At 73.8% G+C, this 21730-nt stretch carries 22 protein-coding genes and 1 tRNA gene; 14 read left to right on the top strand and 9 right to left on the bottom strand.

Features of this window, described 5'->3' with window-relative positions; all coding sequences use genetic code 11:
• Window positions 1-104: 104 nt before the first annotated feature.
• Window positions 105-1994: a translational GTPase TypA gene (gene typA, locus HK417_RS19730; RefSeq protein ID WP_222269978.1), complete on the top strand. Its 1890-nt coding sequence runs from the start codon at window positions 105-107 to the stop codon at window positions 1992-1994.
• Window positions 1995-2339: 345 nt separating this feature from the next.
• Complete coding sequence (locus HK417_RS19725; RefSeq protein WP_222269976.1) at window positions 2340-2831, top strand: DUF5994 family protein; 492 nt, start codon at window positions 2340-2342, stop codon at window positions 2829-2831.
• A gap of 18 nt (window positions 2832-2849) precedes the next feature.
• Here HK417_RS19725 and HK417_RS19720 read toward each other — a convergent pair whose 3' ends face one another.
• A complete protein-coding gene (locus HK417_RS19720; protein WP_222269974.1) occupies window positions 2850-3509 on the bottom strand; it encodes a hypothetical protein in 660 nt (219 codons plus the stop codon).
• Here HK417_RS19720 and HK417_RS19715 point away from each other — a divergent pair.
• Both HK417_RS19715 and HK417_RS19710 read left to right on the top strand, forming a co-directional pair.
• The gene (locus HK417_RS19715) at window positions 3508-3729 is read left to right on the top strand and encodes an NAD-dependent epimerase/dehydratase family protein (protein WP_222269972.1); all 222 of its coding nucleotides are present in this window, start codon (window positions 3508-3510) and stop codon (window positions 3727-3729) included. The genes HK417_RS19720 and HK417_RS19715 overlap by 2 nt on opposite strands.
• Window positions 3730-3739: 10 nt before the next feature.
• Window positions 3740-3997, top strand: coding sequence for a hypothetical protein (locus tag HK417_RS19710; RefSeq protein ID WP_222269970.1), 258 nt, complete (start codon window positions 3740-3742; stop codon window positions 3995-3997).
• A 444-nt stretch (window positions 3998-4441) separates the two neighbouring features.
• On the opposite strand, the gene HK417_RS19705 is transcribed toward HK417_RS19710, so the two are convergent.
• The gene (locus HK417_RS19705; RefSeq protein ID WP_308123715.1) at window positions 4442-5083 is read right to left on the bottom strand and encodes a class I SAM-dependent methyltransferase; all 642 of its coding nucleotides are present in this window, start codon (window positions 5081-5083) and stop codon (window positions 4442-4444) included.
• A 9-nt stretch (window positions 5084-5092) separates the two neighbouring features.
• On the bottom strand, window positions 5093-6103 hold the full coding sequence (locus HK417_RS19700; RefSeq protein ID WP_222269968.1) for an NAD(P)/FAD-dependent oxidoreductase: 1011 nt from the start codon (window positions 6101-6103) through the stop codon (window positions 5093-5095).
• Between the two features lie 98 nt (window positions 6104-6201).
• On the opposite strand from HK417_RS19700, the gene HK417_RS19695 reads away from it, so the two are divergent.
• On the top strand, window positions 6202-6783 hold the full coding sequence (locus tag HK417_RS19695; protein WP_222269966.1) for a helix-turn-helix domain-containing protein: 582 nt from the start codon (window positions 6202-6204) through the stop codon (window positions 6781-6783).
• Between the two features lie 50 nt (window positions 6784-6833).
• Here HK417_RS19695 and HK417_RS19690 read toward each other — a convergent pair whose 3' ends face one another.
• The 4 genes from HK417_RS19690 to HK417_RS19675 all read right to left on the bottom strand — a co-directional run bounded on the left by HK417_RS19690 (window position 6834) and on the right by HK417_RS19675 (window position 11174).
• Window positions 6834-7859 carry a sulfite exporter TauE/SafE family protein gene (locus HK417_RS19690; RefSeq protein ID WP_222269956.1) on the bottom strand — a complete coding sequence of 342 codons (1026 nt, stop codon included), beginning with the start codon at window positions 7857-7859 and terminating at the stop codon, window positions 6834-6836.
• 247 nt (window positions 7860-8106) lie between these two features.
• Window positions 8107-9537: an MFS transporter gene (locus HK417_RS19685; RefSeq protein ID WP_308123714.1), complete on the bottom strand. Its 1431-nt coding sequence runs from the start codon at window positions 9535-9537 to the stop codon at window positions 8107-8109.
• 10 nt (window positions 9538-9547) lie between these two features.
• Entirely contained in the window at window positions 9548-10549 is a 1002-nt protein-coding gene (locus tag HK417_RS19680; RefSeq protein WP_222269955.1) for an inorganic phosphate transporter, read from the bottom strand.
• A 7-nt stretch (window positions 10550-10556) separates the two neighbouring features.
• Complete coding sequence (locus HK417_RS19675; RefSeq protein ID WP_222269953.1) at window positions 10557-11174, bottom strand: DUF47 domain-containing protein; 618 nt, start codon at window positions 11172-11174, stop codon at window positions 10557-10559.
• A gap of 222 nt (window positions 11175-11396) precedes the next feature.
• Between HK417_RS19675 and HK417_RS19670 the strand changes: the two genes are divergently transcribed.
• From HK417_RS19670 to HK417_RS19635, 8 genes are all read left to right on the top strand, one after another.
• Complete coding sequence (locus HK417_RS19670; protein WP_222269951.1) at window positions 11397-13106, top strand: copper resistance CopC/CopD family protein; 1710 nt, start codon at window positions 11397-11399, stop codon at window positions 13104-13106.
• Between the two features lie 25 nt (window positions 13107-13131).
• Complete coding sequence (locus HK417_RS19665; RefSeq protein ID WP_261327359.1) at window positions 13132-13872, top strand: YcnI family copper-binding membrane protein; 741 nt, start codon at window positions 13132-13134, stop codon at window positions 13870-13872.
• The gene (locus tag HK417_RS19660; RefSeq protein ID WP_222269935.1) at window positions 13869-14531 is read left to right on the top strand and encodes an SCO family protein; all 663 of its coding nucleotides are present in this window, start codon (window positions 13869-13871) and stop codon (window positions 14529-14531) included. Before HK417_RS19665 ends, HK417_RS19660 begins: the two co-directional genes overlap by 4 nt.
• A gap of 175 nt (window positions 14532-14706) precedes the next feature.
• Complete coding sequence (locus HK417_RS19655; RefSeq protein ID WP_222269933.1) at window positions 14707-15447, top strand: M23 family metallopeptidase; 741 nt, start codon at window positions 14707-14709, stop codon at window positions 15445-15447.
• A 44-nt stretch (window positions 15448-15491) separates the two neighbouring features.
• Window positions 15492-15803, top strand: coding sequence for a DUF6191 domain-containing protein (locus HK417_RS19650; RefSeq protein ID WP_222269931.1), 312 nt, complete (start codon window positions 15492-15494; stop codon window positions 15801-15803).
• Window positions 15800-16228, top strand: a complete 429-nt coding sequence (locus HK417_RS19645) for a helix-turn-helix domain-containing protein (RefSeq protein WP_222269923.1) — start codon at window positions 15800-15802, stop codon at window positions 16226-16228. Before HK417_RS19650 ends, HK417_RS19645 begins: the two co-directional genes overlap by 4 nt.
• A 10-nt stretch (window positions 16229-16238) precedes the next feature.
• Window positions 16239-16664, top strand: a complete 426-nt coding sequence (locus tag HK417_RS19640) for a VOC family protein (protein WP_222269914.1) — start codon at window positions 16239-16241, stop codon at window positions 16662-16664.
• 182 nt (window positions 16665-16846) lie between these two features.
• A tRNA-Ala gene (locus HK417_RS19635) sits at window positions 16847-16919 on the top strand.
• A gap of 93 nt (window positions 16920-17012) precedes the next feature.
• Here the strand turns inward: HK417_RS19635 and HK417_RS19630 are convergent.
• A complete protein-coding gene (locus tag HK417_RS19630) occupies window positions 17013-17429 on the bottom strand; it encodes a tyrosine-type recombinase/integrase (RefSeq protein WP_222269905.1) in 417 nt (138 codons plus the stop codon).
• A 592-nt stretch (window positions 17430-18021) separates the two neighbouring features.
• The gene (locus HK417_RS19625) at window positions 18022-18678 is read right to left on the bottom strand and encodes an HD domain-containing protein (RefSeq protein ID WP_222269903.1); all 657 of its coding nucleotides are present in this window, start codon (window positions 18676-18678) and stop codon (window positions 18022-18024) included.
• A 2510-nt stretch (window positions 18679-21188) separates the two neighbouring features.
• Between HK417_RS19625 and HK417_RS19620 the strand changes: the two genes are divergently transcribed.
• Window positions 21189-21671: a hypothetical protein gene (locus HK417_RS19620; protein ID WP_222269894.1), complete on the top strand. Its 483-nt coding sequence runs from the start codon at window positions 21189-21191 to the stop codon at window positions 21669-21671.
• Window positions 21672-21730 lie beyond the last annotated feature (59 nt).

Below are 21730 nucleotides of genomic sequence, written 5' to 3'. Positions count from 1 at the left end.
GCGCCGGTCGCCTACCATGGGAAGGTCTCGGCCCGCAGGGTCGTTGCCACCGACGTGCGCTGAAGCGCGCCGACCCCACGCGAACTTCTGAGGTGCCTTTCCGCATGCCCACCCGTAACGACCTGCGCAACGTGGCGATCATCGCCCACGTCGACCACGGCAAGACGACCCTGGTCGATGCGCTCCTCCGTCAGTCCGGCGCGCTGCACCGGGCCAAGGGCGAGGGCACCGACAACGACTCGACGCAGGACCGGGTCATGGACTCGATGGACCTCGAGCGTGAGCGTGGGATCACCATCCTCGCCAAGAACACCGCCATCCGGCTCGCCGACTCCGCGGGCGACCCGGTCGTCGTCAACATCGTCGACACACCCGGCCACGCCGACTTCGGTGGCGAGGTCGAGCGCGGCCTGTCGATGGTGGACGGCGTCGTGCTGCTCGTCGACGCCTCCGAGGGCCCGCTGCCGCAGACCCGGTTCGTGCTGCGCAAGGCGCTCGGCAAGGGGATGCCGGTCATCCTCGCGGTCAACAAGACCGACCGCTCCGACGCCCGCATCGCCGAGGTCGTCGACGAGACCTACGAGCTGTTCATGGAGCTGCTCGAGGACTCCGGCATGGACGTCGACGCGCTGGAGTTCCCGATCGTCTACGTGCAGGGCAAGACCGGCCAGGCCTCGCTGAACCGGCCCGCCGACGGCACCAGCCCGGACAGCCCGGACCTGCAGCCGCTGGTCCAGACGCTGCTGGACACCATCCCGGCGCCGACGTACGACGCCGAGGAGCCGCTGCGCGCCCAGGTCACCAACCTCGACGCCTCGCCGTTCCTCGGCCGGCTGGCACTGCTGCGCATCCACTCCGGCGAGATGAAGCGCGGCCAGCAGGTCGCCTGGTGCAAGACCGACGGCACCATCCAGCGGGTCAAGATCACCGAGCTGCTGATGACCGAGGGCCTCGACCGGACCTCGGCCGACAGCGCCGGCCCCGGCGACCTGGTCGCCATCGCCGGCATCGAGGACATCATGATCGGCGACACCCTCGCCGACCCGAACGACCCGCGTCCGCTGCCGCCGCTGACCGTCGACGAGCCGTCCATCTCGATCACCATCGGGATCAACACGTCGCCGATCTCGGGCAGGTCGGGCAAGAAGCTCACCGCACGGCTGATCAAGAACCGGCTCGACCAGGAGCTGGTCGGCAACGTCTCGGTGCGCATGCTGCCCACCGAGCGCCCCGACACCTGGGAGATGCAGGGCCGCGGCGAGCTGGCGCTGGCCATCCTGGTGGAGCAGCTGCGCCGCGAGGAGTTCGAGCTGACCGTCGGCCGCCCGCAGGTGGTCACCAAGGAGATCGACGGCAAGCTGCACGAGCCGGTCGAGCGGGTCACCATCGACGTGCCCGGCGACTACGTCGGCACCCTGACCCAGGCACTCGCCACCCGCCGTGGACGGCTGGAGAACCTGGTGCACCACGACACCGGCTGGGCGCGAATGGAGTACATCGTCCCCTCGCGCGGCCTGATCGGGTTCCGCACCGAGTTCCTCACCGAGACCCGGGGCACCGGCATCCTCAACCACAACCTCGAGGGCTACGAGCCGTGGCTGGGCGACATGCGCGCGCGGCCGACCGGTTCGCTGGTCGCCGACCGCTCGGGTGCGGCGACGACGTACTCGATGTTCTCCCTGCAGGAGCGCGGCCAGCTGATGGTGGAGCCGGGCACCGAGGTCTACGAGGGCATGATCGTCGGTGAGAACTCCCGTCCGGACGACATGGACGTGAACATCACCAAGGAGAAGAAGCTCACCAACATGCGCAAGTCCACCTCCGAGGAGCTGGAGCGCCTGATCCCGCCGCGCATCCTCAACCTCGAGCAGGCGCTGGAGTTCTGTGCCGAGGACGAGTGCGTGGAGGTCACCCCCGGCGCCGTCCGGGTGCGCAAGGTCGAGCTCGACCAGACCATCCGCGGCCGCGCGAAGAACCGGAAGCCCAAGCCCTGACGGACCCCGCTGCCCCTCGACGCGCGCACGCTCGCGCCGGGGCCCTGCAGCGGAACGTCGCGAACGCCGTCGTCCCCCCGGGGCGGCGGCGTCGTCGTCCGGCGGCGTGTCGGTGGACGGCGGGGGCGCAGGAGCTGCCGGAACGGGCGGTGCGCCTGTGGCCACTGTCGCCAGTCGACCACCCACCGTGACGACGGGCCGACGCATCCCGACACGTTCCGCGGCCTCCCGAGTGTCATCGCGGGGTGGCGGAGAGCCCGGCTTAACTTCCGGGCGCGAGTGGTGTGCGCGGCAGGGGAAGGCCGCGCACCGCCTGGGGGACGGCACAGAAGGGTCGGGCAGGCCATGGCGATGGAACGGGCGGCGGGTTTCCGCAACGGGATCGACGTGCGGGTGCGGCTGCGCCGCGAGGGGGCCTCGGCGGACGTCGCCTTCGACGGTGCCTGGTGGCCGCGCAGCCGGCTGCTGGCCGTCGAGCTGCCCGAGCTGGTGGCGGCCCTCGCGACGCTCGGCGTCCGGGTCGACCGGTTCACCTACGCGGTGGACGCCTGGGACGAGGCGCCGCCCCGCAAGGTGGCCGTGGCCGGCCGGACCGTGCGCACCGGCGGCTTCCGCAGCATGGACCCCCAGCTCGTCTCGCTGACCGTCGACGACGACCGCCGGATCGACCTGCTCGTGGTGCCGCCGGAGGCCGACGCGCTGACCGGGGTGCGCGCGCTGCGCTTCGCCAGCCTGCGCGAGGTGTCGCCCAGCGCCAGCCCGCAGCGGGCGCTGGCGGTGGCCGGCTCCCGTCCGCGTCCCGAGGTCGCCCCGCTGGCCGGCGTCCGCGCCGGCTGAGCGCCGGCGGGGCGCCGGTCACCCCGGCGGTCGGCGGGCGGCCTCGGCGAGGGGACCGGCCACCCACCGGTCGACCGCGTGCCGGTCCGGCAGCCGGATCACGACGAGCTCCGGCCGCTCCTCCCGGACCGCGGCCACCCGGGGCGCCATCAGCGGGTGGTGGCTCCAGGCCCACCGCACGATGTGCTGCGGATCGGTGACCACGGTCCACAGCGGCGGCTCGACGTTGCCGTTCCACAGGCGCTCCCGCCGCACCCGCCGGCGCACGGTCCGGGAGGTCACCTGCCACGTCACCCGCGCGCGGCTGAGGTCCAGCCAGACCAGCAGGTCCGCGCGCATCGCGAGCAGGTGCCGCACCCGCTCGTACTGCCACTCGGTCACCCAGGCGTCGCCGGCGCAGAGCCGGCGCACGTCGTCCACGAACTCCCGGCGCGGGGTCCACCCCGGCCCGTGGAAGAGGGCGTCGATCTCGACGTGCGGGATGCCGAGCCGGTCGCCGATCCGTGCGGCTAGCGTCGTCTTCCCCGCTCCGGAGGCACCGGCGACGAGTACCCGGGCCGGCCGGTGCGGGAGCCGGTCGTCGGGTCCGAGCAGCGCCACCCGGTCACCGTAGGCACCGGTACGCCGTCGGCGAACCGCCTGGACGGCCCGCTGCGGTATGCGCTGGGCCGGCGCCATGAGACTCCTCGTGCTCGGCGGCACGCACTTCCTCGGCCGGCACGTCGTGACCGCGGCGCTCGAGCGCGGCCACGAGGTCGCCAGCTTCACCCGCGGCGTCTCGGGCGGCCCGGCGGACGGCGTCCGGGCCCTGCGCGGGGACCGCGACGACCCCGCGGCGCTGCCGGCCGCGCTGGCCGGGTGGGCACCGGAACTCGTCATCGACACCTCCTGCCAGTAGAAGGACCCCCGTGCCCCCCGGCCCTCGCAAGCTCGCGCCGGGACCCTGCACGAGGGCCGGCAGCCTCAACGTCTACCGGAACTGGCCGCCCGGGCCGCTCCGCGGGGAGGACGCCCCGACCTGGGACACCGACGAGGACCCCTACGGCCCGAACAAGGCGCACGCCGAGCGGGTGCTGGCCGCCTCGGTGGGGGAGCGGTTCCTGACCGCCCGGGCCGGGCTGATCGTCGGGCCGCACGACCCGCTGTACCGGCTCGGCTGGTGGTAGAAGGACCCCGACTGCCCCCCACGCCTCGCAGGCTCGGCGCGGGACCCTGCAGCCGGGCCGCGCCCTGGTCGACGCCCGGGACCTCGCCGGCTGGCTGGTCGCGATGGCCGAACGCGGGGTCGGCGGCGCGGTCAACGCGACCGGGCCGGCGGGCATGACGACCCTGGGCGGGCTGCTGGACACCTGCCGCGAGGTCACCGGCAGCGACGCGGAGTGGGTCCCGGTGCCGGACGCCGACCTGCTCGCCGCCGGGGTGGAGCCGTGGGCACACCTGCCGCTGTGGCTGCCGGCGGAGACGGCGCGCACCGCCTGGGACGTCGACACCACCCGGGCCCGCGAGCTCGGCCTGCCCTCCCGCCCGGTGCGCGACTCGGTCGCCGACACCTGGGCGTGGATGCAGGCGTGCCCGCCGACCTCGAGTCGCGGCTGCTGGCCGGCCGCTGATCAGCGGCGGCGGGCCCGCACGACCTCGTCGGCGTCGGGATGGCCGGGCTCCGCGGCCGGTCGCGGCCGCGCCGTGGCCACCAGGACCTCCCACTCCCGCGGGTCGAGGTCGGCGGCGACCTCGGCGGCGGGGGTGAACCGGCTCACGCCCCAGGTGGCGGCGCGGACCTCGTCGAACGAGTGGCCGACCCACAGCAGCGTCCCGCCCGGGACGACGGCCGCCGCGAGCCGCGGGAGCAGGACGCTCCGCTGTTCCGCCGTCGGGTGCAGGTAGTGCGCGGTGACCAGGTCGTACGCGTCCGCGGGGGGCTCCCAGGTCTCGACGTCCCCGCGCACCCACTCGACCCGGTCGCTGAGCCCGGCGGCGGCCGCGTGCTCCGCGGCGCGGGCCAGGGCCACCTCCGACCAGTCCAGGCCGGTCACCTGCCAGCCGCGGCCGGCCAGCCAGAGGACGTCGGCGCCCTCGCCGCAGCCGACGTCCAGTGCGCGGCCCGGGGTCAGGTCGGCCGCCTCGGCGGCCAGCGACGGGTTCACCCGGCCGCTCCACAGCGCCGTCGCGGAGCCGTAGCGCTCCTCCCAGGACGCGTGGTCGTGGCCGGTCGACGCCAGGTCGTGCTGGTGGTCGTGCTGGTGTTCCTGCACCGGTCCTCCTCAGTTCCGCTGGGCCGGGTCGGCCAGCGTCAGCTCCGGCCCGGCCGGGGGAGCGGACGCCTGCCGTGCCGCCACGGCCCGCCGGACGTCCTCGAACAGCAGGTCGGCGTTGATCGCGCCACCGGCCTGCAGACCGGCCGCCGCGGCGGTGATCACCTGCGCCATCAGGTCGGTGACGTTGCCGGCCACCCACACCCCGGGGACGGCGGTCGCGCCGGCCGGCCCGGCGGACACGGCGCTGCCGACGACGTGCCCGTCGGGCGCCGCCACGTCCTCCGCGGCCAGGCCGAGCGAGGTCAGCACCCCCGACCGGGCGGTGAAGACCGGCGCGACCACCAGCGCGTCGCGCGGCACCAGTCGGCCCGAGGCGAGCCGGACGCCGGTGAGCCGGTCGCCGTCGGCCTCCACCGCGGCCACCTCGTCGGTCACCACCGCGATGCCGCGGGCGGCCAGCTGCGCCCGCTCGTCGTCGCTCGGCTCCGGGCCGGTGTGCAGGAAGAGGGTCACGTCGGCGCTCCACTGCCGCCACAGCAGCGCCTTGAGCACGCCGCCCGGCCCGGTCGACAGGACGCCGATCGACCGGTCCCGCACCTCCCAGCCGTGGCAGTAGGGGCAGTGCAGGACGTCGTGTCCCCACCGCTCGCGCAGCCCCGGCACGTCGGGCAGCTCGTCGACCAGGCCGGTGGTGACCAGCAGCCGGCGCGCCCGGACCGACCGCCCGTCGGCCAGCGTGGCGCGGAAGCCGCCGTCGTCCTCCCGGGTCGCGGACACGACGTCGCCGCGCACGACCTCCCCGCCGTAGCCGGCCACCTCGGCCCGGCCGGTCGCCAGCAGGTCGCCCGGCGCGGTGTCGTCCCGCCCCAGGTAGTTGTGCATCTCCTCGGCCGGGGCGTTGCGCGGTTCACCGCCGTCCACCACCAGGACCGACCGGCGCGCGCGGGCGAGGGCCAGCGCCCCGCTCAGCCCCGCGGCGCCGCCGCCGACCACCACCACGTCGTACATCCCGTCCATGTCCACTCCTCGTCCGCCGGGCCCGGCCCGGCAGGACGACGGTGCACCCGGAGCCGTCCGTTTGACAAGTTCCGTTGCTGGAACGGCAAACTGTGCGCATGGACGACGACCTGGACGGCGTGCTCGACGGGGTGGGGCCGCGGTTGCGCGCGCTGCGGCAGGAGCGGAGTGCCACCCTGGCCGACCTGTCGGCCACGACGGGCATCTCGGTGAGCACGCTGTCCCGGCTGGAGTCCGGGCAGCGCAAGCCGACGCTGGAGCTGCTCCTGCCGCTGGCGCGGGCCCACCGGGTGCCGCTGGACGAGCTGGTCGGGGCGCCGGTGCCCGACGACCCGAGGCTGCACCCGAAGCCGATCGAACGGAACGGCATGACGATGTGGCCGCTGACCCGCCGGCCGGGCGGGCTGCAGGCCTACCGGGCGCTGATCCCGCCGGGCAACCGGGCGGAGCCGGAGCAGAAGTCGCACGAGGGCTACGAGTGGATGTACGTGCTCTCCGGCCGGCTGCGGCTGCTGCTGGGCGACCACGACCTCGTGCTCGCGCCGGGGGAGGTGGTGGAGTTCGACACGCACGTGCCTCACTGGTTCGGCAACACCGGGGACCAGCCGGCGGAGGTGCTCGTCCTGTTCGGCCCGCAGGGGGAGCGGATGCACGTGCGGGCGCGCCCGTCCCGCCGCTGAACGACCGAAGGCCCCGTCCGGCACCTGCCGGACGGGGCCTTCGGCCTCCTTCAGTTCTGCGGGGACTGCGACCGGCCGGCCGTGAGGCTGCCGGCCTGGTCCCCGAGCGGCGCGACGGCGTTCGGGTCGGCGAGCCGCTCGGCCTCGGCGAGCCGCTCGGCCTCGGCGAGGCGCTCGGCCTCGAGGGCGAGCGCGTCGGCCGACTCCTGCACGCGGTCCTTGCGGTACTCGCGGAAGGAGTGCAACACCGCGGCGGCCCAGATCAGGTAGATCACGGCGTACGTGGAGTAGCGCACCGGGTCCGGGGCGTCGATCCAGTCGCTGCGCAGCAACGTCCGGGTGTTGGTGAGCACGATGACCCCGCCGACCAGCGAGCCGAGCATCCGCGGCGGGACGTGCCGGACCAGCCAGGCGGCGAGCGGTGCCGCGATCAGGCCGCCGATCAGCAGCGCCACAACCCAGGCGAAGTCGACGCCCTGGGAGCCGAGCGCCAGCAGGAACCCGAGGCTGGCGGCCAGCGCGACGAGGAACTCCGAGGTGTCGATGGAGCCGATCACCTTGCGCGGCTCCATCCGGCCGCTGGCCAGGATGGCGGGGGTACCCACCGGGCCCCAGCCGCCACCGCCGGTGGCGTCGACGAAGCCGGCGACCAGGCCCAGCGGGCCGAGGAAGCGCTTGCGCATCGGCTTGCCGAGGTGGCGCCGGTCGACGCCGCGGAGGGTGAACCGGACCAGCAGGTAGATGCCCAGCCCGAGCAGGATGAGCGACATCACCGGGGCGGCGACCTCGGTGGACAGGTTGGCGAGGAACGTCGCGCCGGCGAAGGCGCCGACCGCGCCGGGCACGCCGATCTTGGCGACGACCTTCCAGTCGACGTTGCCGAACTTCCAGTGCGAGAGGCCGGAGGCCAGGGTGGTGCCGATCTCGGCCAGGTGCACCGTTGCCGATGCCGCGGCGGGGTTGGTGCCGATGGCCAGCAGCAGGGTGGTCGAGGTGACGCCGTAGGCCATACCGAGGCTGCCGTCCACCAGCTGCGCGCCGAGCCCGACGAGGGCCAGCAGGATGAGGGTCTTCACAGATCTACTCCGGGATCGAGGGGGACCGGCGCGCGAGGTGGCGCAGCAGCCCGTGGAGGGTGGCTGGACGGTTCAGGAACTCAACTGCCGCGACAGGTCGCGGTGTTCACCCGGAGCAGGTCGACGTGCAGTCGGCTCACCAGGAGATCGCCCGGGAGTGCTGCCCGGGACGCTGCGGTCGTCGACACGGCGCCATTCCTACCATCTCGGTGAGCTTTGTTGGCAAGGGGGTTCCGTCCGGGGCCGCTCACCGGGCCAGCGCGTCGTCACGGATGGTCGCGTACGCAATCCCCCCACCGACGGCCATCAGGCCGGCGCAGGCCCACATCGCTGAGCGGTAGCCGTCGCTGAACGCGGACGGGTCCGCGTAGTCGTCGCCGGACAGGCCGACCAGGACCGGCAGCGCGGCGACCGCCAGCAGGCTCGCGGCCCGGGCGACGGCGTTGTTCACCCCGCTCGCCACGCCCACGAGGTGGTCCGGGGCGGCGCCCAGCACGGTGGCGGTCAGCGGGGCCACCAGCAGCGCCATCCCCAGCCCGAACACCACCGACCCGGGCAGCACGTCGGTCCAGTACGAGCTGCCCGCCCCGACGACGGACAGCCACAGCAGCCCGGCGCCCGCGACGAGCGGCCCCACGGTCATCGGCCGCCGCGGCCCGATCCGCTGGGCGAGGGCGCCGGCCCGCGCCGAGAGCACGGTGAGCAGCACGATCGAGGGCAGCGTCGCCGCGCCGGCCAGGGTGGCGCTGTAGCCGAGCACGGTCTGCAACTGGAGCGCCAGGAAGAAGGAGAAGCCACCCATCGCCCCGTACACGGCCAGGGTGCTCAGGTTGGCGCCGGTGAACTGCCGGTCGGCGAAGACGGCGGGCGGCAGCATCGGCTCAGGCGCCCGCCGCTCCTGGACGACGAAGGCCACGGCCGCGACGATGCCGAGCGCGCCGGGCGCCCAGACCTGCGGCCGGGCGGGGCCCTCCCCGGCCGCGATCAGCGCCTGGGTGGCGCCGCCCAGGGCCAGCGCGCCCCACACCGCGCCCGGGACGTCGAAGCGCCCGTGCCGGGTGGGGTCCCGGCTCTCGGGCACGTGCCGGGTGGCGGCCAGGGTGAGGACGGCGAGGGGCACGTTGATCCCGAACACCCAGCGCCAGCTCGCCGCGTCGACGAGGAAGCCGCCGACGAACGGGCCGATCAGGCCGGCGACCCCGCTCAGCGCCGACCACAGCCCGATCGCCCGGGCGCGGTCCTGCGGCCGGAACGAGGCCTGGATGATCGCCAGGCTGCCCGGGGTGAGCAGCGCTCCGCCGACGCCCTGCAGCACCCGGGCGGCGACGAGCTGGCCGGTGCTCTGGGCCACTCCGCAGACGAGAGAGGCGAGGGCGAACCAGACCACGCCCACCGCGAAGACCCGCCGCCGGCCGTACCGGTCGCCGAGCGCACCGCCGAGCAGGATCAACGCGGCCAGCGCGAGGGTGTAGCCGGTCACCGTCCACTGCAGCCCGGACAGCGAGGCGCCGAGGTCGGTCCCGATCGCGGGCAGGGCGAGGGTGACCGCGGTGGCGTCGAGGAAGGCCATCGCCGAGGCGAGCACCGTCGACAGCAGCACCCAGCGCCCGGGCGCCGTCCCCAGCGCGACCGGCTCGCCGGCCACCGGGCCGGGCGCCGTGGCCGGGGACGGCGGCACGCCCTCCTCCCTAGCCGGCGATGGCGTTGGTGGCGAAGAACGCCACCGCGGCGACCAGGCCGGCGGCGGGGAGGGTGACGATCCAGGCGACGACGATGTTGCCCGCGACGCCCCAGCGGACCGCGGAGAGCCGGCGGGTGGAGCCGACGCCCATGATCGAGGTGGTCGTGATGTGCGTGGTGGAGACCGGGACCGCGAAGACGGTGGCGGTGGTGACCATGACGCCGGAGGCCACGGTCTGCGCGGCGAAGCCACCGGCGGGCGTCAGCTGGATGACCCGCCGTCCCAGCGTACGCATGATTCGGAACCCGCCGGCGTAGGTGCCGGCGCTGATCGCCAGGGCGGCCGCCAGGACCACCCACAGCGGGACCTCGAAGGTGTCGATCTCACCCGCGGTCACCAGGGCGAGGGTGATGATGCCCATCGTCTTCTGGGCGTCCTGCATGCCGTGGCCGAGGGCCATCGTCGCGGAGCTGGCGATCTGTGCGTAGCGGAAGCCGCGGTGCGCGCGGTGCGCGTTGGCCTTCCGGAACGACCACAGGATCAGCAGCATGAACAGGTAGCCGAGGCCGAAGCCCACCAGCGGCGACAGGACCATCGGGATGATCACCTTGTCCAGGATCCCCATCCACTGGACCGAGTGGGCGGCCGCCAGCGCCGCGCCGACGAGCCCGCCGATCAGCGCGTGCGACGACGACGAGGGCAGCCCGAAGTACCAGGTGATGAGGTTCCACACGATCGCGCCGATGAGCGCGGCGAAGACCAGTTGCAGGCCCTCGCTGCCCGTGGGCGCGTCGATGATGCCCTCACCCACGGTCTTGGCGACCTTGGTGGAGATCAGGGCGCCGACGAGGTTCATCACCGCGGCCAGCGCCAGTGCCGCGCGCGGCGTGAGCGCCTTGGTGGAGACGGCGACGGCGATCGCGTTGGCCGCGTCGTGGAAGCCGTTGGTGTAGTCGAACGCCAGCGCGACCACGACGATCACGACCAGTGCGAGGAAGAACCCGTCCATCGGCGGGTCAGGACTCCTTGACCGCGATGGTCTCGACCACGTTCGCCACGTGCTCGAAGGCGTCAGCCGCCTCCTCCAGCTCGTCGGCGACCTCCTTGAGCTTCAGGATCTCCAGCGCGTCGAACTCACCGGAGTACAGCCGGGACAGCAGCCGGCGGTACAGCTTGTCCGCCTCGTTCTCCAGCCGGTTGACCTCGATCCAGTAGTCGGAGAGGTCCTTCATCGACCGCAGCCGGGGCATCGACTCGGCGGTGGTCTGCGCGCAGCGCTGCAGCAGGGCGACCTGCTGGCCCATCTCCGCCGGCAGCGTGCCCAGACCGGTGAGCACCACCAGGTCGGCGGCGGCCTCGATGCAGTCCATGACGTCGTCGAGGTCGCTGGCGAGGTTGTAGATGTCCTCGCGGTCGAACGGCGTCACGAAGCTGGAGTTGACCTGCCGGAAGATGGCGTGGGTCGCCTGGTCGCCGGTGTGCTCCAGGTCGCGCAGTTGGCGGCCCAGCTCTTCCCGCCGGGTGTGCTCGTGCACGAACTCGCTGAGGACGTCGGTGGCCACGACCAGGTTCTCCGCCGAGGCGGTGAACATGTCGTAGAAGCTCGAGTCTCTGGGGGTCAGGCGGAAGGCCACGTGGTGCTCCGGGGGTGACGAGGACGACGGTGGTCGTCCTCCGTTGCTCCGGGCGACCCTGGGGAGCATAGGGCTCCTCCCGTTCACCTGCTGTCCACCCCCGTGTCGGAGGACGCCCGTCTGTGACCGGCATCGCGGGAACCGGAGGAGCTCGGCGGACGACCAGTACGTCGTGCAGTGCGTCAGCAGGGGCCCTCGGTCCACGCCGGGGACGGCGGACCGGTGAGGCGGGGAGTCCCCGCCGTCCTGCTCCTGGTGGCGTTCCTCGTGACCGGCGTCGTCACCGCGGCCCCGGCGTCGGCGCACGCCACCGTGATCTCCTCGTCCCCGGCGGACGGGGAACGGCTGCAGGAGGCGCCGGCCGAGGTCGTCGTCGAGTTCGACGAGCCGGTCTCGCTCGGGGCCGGCTACGCGCGGGTGCTGGGGGCCGGCGGCGAGCGGGTGGACGCCGGCGACGCCGACGTCCGCGATCGCACGGTGCACGTCCCGCTCCGCGACGGGCTGCCCGACGCGAGCTACGTCGTCACCTACCGGGTGGTCTCCGCCGACTCGCACCCGATCTCGGGTGCCTTCTCCTTCGTGGTCGGCGACGGCGAGCTGCTGCCGGCCGATCCTGCGGACACCGGGGACGCCACCGACGCCGGGGTCGCCGCGGCGCTGCCCGCGGCCCGATGGCTGGGCTTCCTCGGCCTGACGCTGGGCCTCGGGATCCCGCTCGTGCTGGCCGCCAGCTGGCCGGCCGGCTGGGCGCTGCCGCGGCTGCGCCGCCTGGTGTCCGCCGGGCTGGGAGCCGTCGCCGCCGGCGCGGTGCTGTCCTTCCTGCTCCAGGGGCCGTACGCGGCGGGCGGCGGGCTCGGCTCGGTCGCCGATCCGCAACTCCTCGGCGCGACCCTGGACTCGGCCTACGGCCTCACCCTGCTGGCCCGGGTGGTGCTGACGGCGGCGCTGGTGGTCCTCCTCCGCGCCCGGCGCTACGGCGGGGCGCCCGGTCCGGCGGTGCTGGGGACGGCGGCCGTGCTCGGGGCCGGCCTCGTCGTGTCCGTGGCCGCGGTCGGGCACCCGGTGGCGGGGCCCCTGCCGGGCCTCGCCGTTCCGGTGACCGCGGTGCACGTGGCCGCGATGAGCGCCTGGCTCGGCGGGCTGGTCGTGCTCGTGGCCGGGGTGCTGCACCGGGCCACGCCGACCGGGGAGCTGGCGGCCGCGCTGCCCCGGTGGTCGCGGCTGGCCGGCGGCCTGATCGCCGCGCTCGTCGTCACCGGGGTGCTGCAGTCGGTGCGCGAGGTCGGGTCGCTCACCGCGCTCGGGCAGACCGCCTACGGCCGGCTGCTGCTGGCCAAGGTCGCCGTGGTGCTGGTCGTGCTGGTCGCCGCCCTGGTCAGCCGCGACTGGGTGCAGCAGCGGCTGGGCGACGGGCGCCGTCCGCGCCGGCGGGTCGTCGCGCAGGCCTTCGCCGAGGGCGCCGACGCCGAGCCCCCCGACACGGTCGACGTGCTGCGCCGCTCGGTGCTCGTCGAGCTCGCGGGGGCCGTCGTCGTCCTCATGGTGTCCGCCGCCCTGGTCGGCACCCCGCCGGCCCGGGCGGCCGTCGCGACGCCGGTCGAGGTGACCCTGCCGCTGCAGTCGGCCAGCAGCGCCGAGGGCAACGGCAACGTGCAGATCTCGCTCGACCCGGCCCGGGTCGGGCCGACCACCGTGACCCTCCACCTGCACGACGACGCCGGCACGCTCATCCAGCCGCAGCAGATCGCGGCCGCGCTGACCGAGCCGGAGCAGGAGATCGGCCCGCTGGAGCTCGAGCTGGCCCCCGCCGGCCCCGGCCAGTACGTCGCCTCCCCGTCCCTGCCGACCGCCGGCGACTGGACCCTGACCGTGACCGTCCGGCTGGACGAGTTCACCGCCGTGACCGCCCGCACCACCTTCCCGGTGCGCTGAGCGCACTCAGAGCCGAGGAGATCCGTTGCCTCTGACCCCGTCCCGCCCCGCGCGCCGCCTGGGCGTCGTGTTGCTCGCCGCGCTCACGGCGCTCGCCGGGCTGCTCGCCGCCGGGGCCGGCGTCGCCTCCGCGCACGTGACGGTGTCCTCGGCCGACGCGGCGCCCGGGGGGTACGGGAAGCTCACCTTCCGCGTGCCCAACGAGAGCGACGCCGCCAGCACCGTCGGGCTGCGGATCCAGCTGCCCACGGACACCCCGCTGACCTCGGTGCGGGCGCAGCCGGTGCCCGGCTGGACGGTCACGCTGACCCGGGCCCAGCTGCCCGAGCCGATCGAGGTCTCCGGCGGGGAGGTCGACGAGGTCGTCTCGGTGGTCGAGTACCGGGCCGTGGACGGCGGTGGAGTCGCGCCCGGGCAGTTCCAGGAGTTCGCCCTGTCCGGCGGGCCGTTCCCGGACGCCGAGAGCCTGGCCTTCAACGTGGTGCAGAGTTACAGCGACGGTAGTGAGGTGGCCTGGATCGAGCCCACGATCGAGGGCCAGGGCGAGCCCGAGCACCCGGCGGCGGTGCTGTCGCTGGCCTCGGCGGACGGCGGCACCAGCGACGCGCACGGCGGCACCACGGAGACCGGCGCCGCCTCAGGCACCGACGACGGCGGGAACGGCCTGGCGGTCACCGCGCTGGTGGTCGCCGTCCTCGGGCTGGTGGCCGGGCTCACCGGTCTCGTCCTCGGCCTGCGGGCGCGCCGACGTACCGTGTCCTCGTGACCTCCCGACGCGGCCTGCCCGCCCTCGTCGTGGCCGCCGGCCTGCTGCTGACCGGGTGCGGTGGCGGCGACGACCCGGCCGCCGCGGCGGCCGAGGGGCACGACCACTCCAGCGGCGAGGCCCCCGCGACGGTGGAGGACACCGGCGGCCCCTACGAGGGACTGCACCTGCAGGACCCGTACCAGAAGCCGCAGTTCACCCTCACCGACACCGCGGGTGCCCCGTACGACTTCCAGGCGACCACGGGGGCGGGGCCCACGCTGCTGTTCTTCGGCTACACGAACTGCCCCGACGTCTGCCCGACCACGATGTCCGACGTCGCGGTCGCCCTCCGCAAGGTCGACCCGGCGGTCGCGGCGCAGACCACGGTCGTGTTCGTGACCACCGACCCCGCCCGGGACACCCCCGAGGTGCTGGCGGAGTACCTGGACCGGTTCGACAGCGACCTGCCCACCTCCTTCGTCGGGCTCACCGGCGAGCAGGCGCAGCTCGACCAGGCGCAGCTGGCCGCCGGCGTGCCGCAGGCGGTGGACGGCGGGCAGACCCACTCGACGCTGCTGCTCCTCTACGGCACCGACGGGGAGGCCGACGTCGCCTTCGACGCGGAGAACACCGGCGCGGACATCGCCCACGATCTGGCCCTCGTCGCGTCCCAGTGACCCGTGGGGCGGGAGTCGTCCCGCGGGGCAGCGTGGAATCGTGACGAGGGCCTCACTCCGCGTGTTCTGACGGACACGCCGCGCTGCAAATTACAAGTCTGCAACTCGGTGTTCGAATGGCTGCCAGACCGATCCGGGGTCGGAGGGCGCCGGGCACGATCCGAGGGGCAGGCGGATGGGCTCGAGGCAGGCCGGGACCACGACCGGGACCGCTGTCTCCAGCACCCTCAACCGCCGCCGTCCGGCCGCCCTGCTCTGTGCCCTGGTCGTCGGCGGGGTGATCGCCCTCCTCGGCAGCCAGGCGCTGGCCACGACCGCCGCGGAGGAGCCGACCCTCGCCGCCGAGCTGGCCGCGCACAACGCCGCGCTGTCCGACGAGGAGCTGGTCACCCCGCAGGCGGCGATCAGCGAGGTCGAGGCCCGCGCCCGCCTCGAGCAGGTGGCCACCGCGCGGGCCGAGCGCCAGGCCGCCGAGGACGCGGCCGCGGCGGCCGCCGCCGCTGCCGCGGAGGCCGCCCGCCCCAAGGTCGTGGTGCCCGTCGACGGCGCCCGGCTGACCTCCTGCTTCTGCATGCGCTGGGGCACCATGCACTGGGGCATCGACCTGGCCGCCCCGATGCTCACACCCGAGTACGCCGTCGAGGACGGCGTCGTGCTCCGCGCCGGATCGGCCAGCGGCTACGGCCAGGCGGTCTACATCCTCGGGGTCAGCGGCGACGTGACCGTCTACGGCCACATGGAGGAGATCCAGGTCGACGCCGGCGACGTCGTCGAGGCCGGCGACCAGATCGCGCTGCTCGGCAGCCGGGGCCAGTCCACCGGCCCGCACCTGCACTTCGAGGTGCACTCCGGCGGCATGAACGGCAAGCGGGTCGACCCGGTGAAGTGGCTGCGCGCCCGGGGTGCCGACATCTGATCGAGGACCCCTGCGGTGCGGCGGGCGGGTGCCATGCTGGTGCCGTGGGGCTGGGGACGCTGTTCGCGCTGACGACCCCGGGGCTGGCGGTGCTGCTCGTCGTCCTGGCGGTGGTCGAGCGGGTCGCCTCGGGCCTGCGCCGGGCCAGCCCGCTGCACCGGGAGCGGCGGCCGGCGCTGTCCGCGGCCGGGGCCGACGTCCTCTCCACGGCCCTGGATCCGGGCCGGGCGGTCGACGTCGAGCAACGACTGGCCAGTGAGCTGATGCGGGAGGACGAGACCGACGGCGCGCCGCCGCGCAGCCGCATCGACCTCGACGCCGGTGTGGCGCACCTGGTGCTGCGGCCGCCTCGATGAGCCGGGCGAGCGAGGACTCCAACCAGCGGATGCTGCGGGCGCGGGACGCGATGGACCGCCGCTACGCCGAGCCGCTCGACGTCCCGACCCTGGCCCGGGTCGCGCACGTCTCCGAGGCGCACTTCATCCGCACCTTCCGGGCCACCTTCGGCGAGACGCCCAACCGGTACCTGCAGCGCCGGCGGGTGGAGCGGGCCATGTGGCTCCTGCGCAGCACCGACCGCTCGGTCACCGACGTCTGCATGAGCGTCGGCTTCTCGAGTCTGGGCACGTTCAGCCGGGTGTTCCGCGAGATCGTCGGGGAGTCGCCGAGCGCGCACCGCCGGCGCGGGCCGCTGGCTCCGGTGCCCAGTTGCTTCGGGATGCGGTGGCTGCGGCCGAGCAGCGCAGTTTCGGAGAAGCACGGGGACGGCGGCGGGTCCTAGCGTCCTGATCATGTTGAACTCGATCTCGATCACCTCCCTGTACGTGCTGGACCAGGACGAGGCGCTGGACTTCTACGTCGGCAAGCTCGGCTTCCAGGTGCAGACCGACCAGCAGTTCGGGCCGATGCGCTTCCTCACGGTCGTGCTGCCCGGCGACCCGGGGCACGCGGTGCTGCTGGAGCTGCCCGCCCCGCCGTCGGTGAGCCCGGAGATCGCCGGCCAGGTGCGCGACCTGGTGAGCAAGGGCGCCGGCGGCGGGCACCTGTTCTTCAGCACCGACGACGCGCACAAGACCCACGCCCAGCTCAAGGAGCGGGGCGTGGAGCTGCCCGAGGAGCCGATCGTGCAGCCCTACGGCATCGACTTCGGGTTCCGTGACCCGTTCGGCAACTCCGTCCGGGTCGCCCAGCTCACCCCGCCGCCGTCCGCCGGCTGACCGCCGTCCTCACCCACCGGACTCGCCCTGGCGTCGCCGGGCTCGCGCTGCTGGGCGAGCCCGGTGACGCCGGCGCGAGGCCGGTCGCGACACGGCGCCGGTGGGGACCCCCCTCACCGGGTGCCGTCCGCAGGCCTGTATCGTTCTCTACGGCTCGGACACACCGGACGGGCCGGCACCAAGGGGCTGTGGCGCAGCTGGTAGCGCACCACACTGGCAGTGTGGGGGTCAGGGGTTCGAGTCCCCTCAGCTCCACCCCGTTGACCAGGCCGTCCTCCCTGCGGGAGGACGGCCTGAGTCGTCTCTGGTGCCAGCGTGGTGGCCACTGGAGCAGATGTGGTGCCCGGCTCAGTCCCACAGGGCGTTGCCCATCCGATCGGCGGCGTCGCGGCCGAGGGCCGGCATGACGTGGCTGTAGGTGTCCGTCGTGGTGCGCATCTGTGCGTGGCCGAGCACCTCCATGACGACCCGGGGGTGCGCGCACTCGGACAGCAGCAGGGTCGCCGCGGTGTGTCGCCCGTCGTGCAGCCGGACCTCGCGGACCCCAGCTTCGTTCAACAGGGCCTTCCAGGCGCGCCAGTCCGCCTTACGGTCGATCGGTCGGCCGCTCGGCTGGGCGAAGACCAGGTCGTGGTCCTCCCACACCGGGCCGGCCACGACGCGTTCCGCGAGCTGGGCGGCTCGGTGCGCCCGCAGTCCTTCCACCAGGGGCGCCGGCAGTGCCAGGGTGCGTCGGCTCCGGTCTGCCTTGGGTTCCTCGTACACCAGACCTTGCTGGGCTACCCGGTGCAGACCTCGTCGGACGCTCAGCGTGCCGTTTCTCTAGGTCGACGTCGCTCCAGCGCAAGCCCAGCGCCTCCGACTGGCGGAGCCCCATTGCCAACGCCACCGTCCACCGCGCCGCGTTCCGGCGCGTCTGCGCGGCCGACATGACCCTCCTGGCCGCCGCGGCGCTGAGAGGAAGGGCGGTCTGGGGACGCCGCACTGCAGGCGGGTCGACCAGGGTGGCTACGTTCCTGGCGACCTTGCCGCGCTGGGAGGCAACCCGTAGTGCGCGGGACAGCACCCTGTGGGCGCGCAGGATCGAAGCCGGGCTGAGTCCTTGTCGGCGAGTGCTGCGTAGAGCCGTTCCAGGTGCTCCCGTTGCAGTCGGTCGAGCCGGTGATGTCCGATGCCGGGACGAAGGTGCAGTCGCTGCACGGGCAGGCTGGCGCTCTCGCGCTCGTCGGCGGCGTACTTCGTCTCGATCTCACGTTGCACGGTGACCGTCGGCATGTCTGCTCCCGACGAAACTCGTGGCGCCATCCGCCGGTCCCTCATGAACCTGGATCCGGGCCGGTGCGGGTGATCCCTGATGTCAAGGGGAGACAGTGCTCCACTCATGGCCGCTTGGGTGGGTGCCCGTGCGGGCGTCGCGCAGTCGTTGTTCGGTGCGGCGAACGGCGGCGCGGATGGCCGGGGCGCGGGCTGTGTGCACCTGAGCCTGCGGACTGTGCGGGCCGTGCCGGGTGAGCATGTCGGTGAACCGGTCCTCCACGGCCATCGGCCGGCCGTCGGGACCGGTGGTCTGGTCGGCGTAGGCCAGCGCGTCAGCCAGCGGCCCGACGGTGTACGCCAGCGCGTCGAAATGCCTCATGAGGTGGCCCAACCCGCGGACGGCGGCCACGAAGCGGGCGCCCGAATGGTGAGCCACCAGACCGGGCACCGGGGCGCCCCAGTCCGCAGCCTGCAAGTAAAAGGCGCCGTCGAGCGGATGGAAGGCGCACCGCTTCAGCGGCTCGGCGTAGCCGATGTCGTGCAGCCAGGCGGCGGCGACCAGCACCGACCGGTCTGCGTCCGGAACGGAGGCCGCGACGCTCGCGGCCCGACGGGCGACCCCCTCGGTGTGTGACCACCGTCGGCCCAAGCCGCCGATCAGTCGGTGTGCCAACTCCCGGGCATCGATTACGAGCGTCTCGGAGCCCAGGTCCCGGACGGCGTCGGGCAACGGTGCCCGGTGCTCCGGTGCGGCCATGGACGTCCAGGCCGACGACAGGGCCGTGGCTGACAGCGCCAGGTGGCACGCATGGGGGCAGTCGAACTGGACCGGATCTTCGCTCGACCGCCGGACAGCCACTAGCCGTTGACACTTCGGGCACGTCGCCCGGGGCACCGGTTCGCGGTGGCCCTCCCGGCTCGTGACCACGCGGGGGGGTCCGGCGGAGGATCCGGGCGCCGGGTCGGACACCTGTCGGCCATCCGCACGCGCTGGACGCATGGCTGCTCCTACGGGGCTACCGAGGTCGCCGGGCCTGGGCCACCAGATGAGCAATCGGCTCATTGAAGGTCCCCGGTTTGCGCCCAAGCAACTCCGGAGCGTTCACGAAGCGAGGCTCAGACGGCGCATGTCGTATTTTCCTACCGTGCGTGAGGAGCCGATTACTATCCGAGTCGGAGTCCTGCCCTGCGGACGACAGGACCGTCGCGGTGCTCTGCCCTCACTGACATCACCACGGGTGATCCGCTCGCTGGGCCGGCCCAGGACAGCAACCGGTACACCAACGCGGCCGTACAGGCCGGGGGTGGGGGACGTCGGCGACGCCACAGGCGCCGTCCGGCACGGCTCCGAGCACTTCGCCGGAGCCGCCAACCAGCTTCTGGGCCGCTGTCCCGTCCGGCGTGACGCTTCGCGCAGCTCCCCTCCCTGCCCGCGACATTCGACTCGCCGGCCGCCCTCGACAAAGCTGCAGAAGTTCTTGGAGTCGCACTCGGAGCCTGTGGCCTCGGGAGAGTGGAGCAACGGCCCGCTCGGCCGCGACTTTCGCGTTGTGGCTGCTGGCGATCCCGCCCGTTCGATCACGGTCGCGCAGGGCGGGGAAGACCGTCAGCTGGGACGCGCTGGTGCTCCCCCAGTCAAGCATCGTCGACGCGGCCAGCCTGGCGATCACCCGCAGCCCTAAGCAGGTCGAGGACGACGTCATCGTTCAGGACGGGGGGCGGGTTCTGGACGGGCACCTGCCCCGGAACAGACAGGTCGGAACCGGGTGCATGTGGATCACCTCACGTGCCTACCGTCACCTGGGTGAACGATGGCCGGCGGTTGGTGGAACGCCCCGTCGTCCCGCTGTGGCATGTCCAGGTCGAAGCGGCCGGCCGACGGTGGCCCGGCGTGCAGCACGGGTGGCGTATCTGCACCGACGGCACGGGCTGGCGAGCCGCGGTTCGCCTCATCGCCTTGGGACCCGCCGGCATCAGTTCGCATGACGCCGATGTCCCCGTGATCCGGATCCGGGAGCGGGCTGTGCAGCCGTCCTCGTCGTGACCGGCACGCCCGCGCGGGGTGGCACCAGCACGGGGTTGCGCAGCCTCCCGAGGTCGCCGCACCCCGGACAGCCGTGGCCGCATGATGAGCTCGCCGGCCATCCGCTCGTCCAGGCAGCCTGCGACCTGGCGCGGGCTCTCCTCGAGGGCCTGACAGCCGGCGATGGCGACACACCCAGGGCGTCGCCCGCCGCGCCGCCGACGCGGCGGGCGCGGTACCAGAGCTGGACCGGCCGGTCCTGGTCGCGGCGGCCTGGCTGCACGACGTCGGGTACGCCGAGCCGCTGGGGCGCTCCGGCTTCCATCCGCTCGACGGTGCCTGGTACCAGCAGGAGCGCGCCTGGCCGGCACCGGTTCCTGGGCTGGTTGCCCACCGCTCCGCCGCTCGGTTCGTCGCCGCGGTGCGCGGCCTGACCGGACCGATGCACGGCTTCGCGGCCGCCCGATACGCCCGCGGTCCGCTGGCCGACGCCCTGACCTACCCCGACCAGACCAGCCCCGCGGACAGGTCATGGCGGTCGACGCACGGCTTGCCGACGTGCTGCGCCGGCACGGGCCGGACAGCCCCAACGCTCGCGCGCACCAACGACGGGAACCGGCGCTCCGGGCAGCGGTGCGCCGAACCGAACAGTGCGTGGGCGAGGGATGCCTCCCGTAGCCGGGCTTCAGGGGCTCCTCACGGCGTGCGGCCTGCTGCCCGAGTCGGGCGTCTGCCTTGCTCAGTGCCGCCGGTCAGAGCATCATGCAGCTCGGCGCGCAGCGAGTCATCGACCCGGACGAGTTCGTCGCCCCGCCCAGGGTGCGCACCGCCCCACCAGGGCGGATCGGACCTGCTGACGATCTGGCCGTCGCCTGGATCGACGCCGATGCCGACGGCAGGTCACGTGGCTGCGGGTCTACAACGATCAGAGCCTGTTGCGGGCGGCGCCCCCGGGGACTGCGCTTCGCTGACGTCACCGCCGCCTCACGTACTGTCCGCCTCGCCGGGCCAGGTGACGGGAGCTCTCCGCGCCGTCGGTGCCAGTGCTCCGGTGCGCCACGACCATGACTGTTCAGCCCGGCTCGGCGGCGCGTGCGTGGCGAGGGCGTGCCGCCTGGGGGAAGGTCTGTCGGCAGCTGTTCCGCGGCGGCTCGCGCGCCGGGCACCGTCACCCTGCATTCGGTTCATCTGCCGCCCGGACGCTAGGTGGGTCCCGACACGGACCCACCCCGGAGGAGGCACCGATGACCAGTTCCACCAGCAACGAGTCGGCCGCGCAGAGCACGGCCACGAAGAACCGCCGCGACAGCGGGCAGGACCGTACCCAGAACGGCGACGGCACCCAGGCTGCTCCGGCACCGGCTGACCTCGACGACCTGGCACGCGCGCAGGAGAACCTCACCCAGGAGGTGCGTCAACAGGTCGCGCGCCAACTCGTGGAGAACGGGTCGGACGGCGGCGAGGAGGCGCGCGTCGCGAAGATGCTCGCCGCCGCCCGGTCCGAGCTGCTGGAGCAGTTGCTCGGTCAGCAGCAGGAGCAGGCGCGTCGTCAGCTGGCCGAGGCCGCGCGCCAGGGCGAGGACGTCGTGGCCGGCGTCGTCCGCAGCGTCACCTCGATCGTCCGCAGCATCGTCCCGGCGGCTCTGGTCCGGCCCGAGGACCTGATCGAGGCGACGTACTCCCTCGCCGACCAGGGGCTGCGGGTCGGCCGGCGCCTAGACGAGTAAGTCCGAAGCCGATCAGTGGTCGTAGGCGATCAGGGATCGGGTGATCGGCTGGCCGGTGG

Source organism: Modestobacter marinus, assembly GCF_019799945.1.
Classification (GTDB): Bacteria; Actinomycetota; Actinomycetes; order Mycobacteriales; family Geodermatophilaceae; genus Modestobacter; species Modestobacter marinus_B.
Note: the sequence above shows the minus strand (reverse complement) of the source record. Positions and strands in the feature narration are given on the sequence as shown.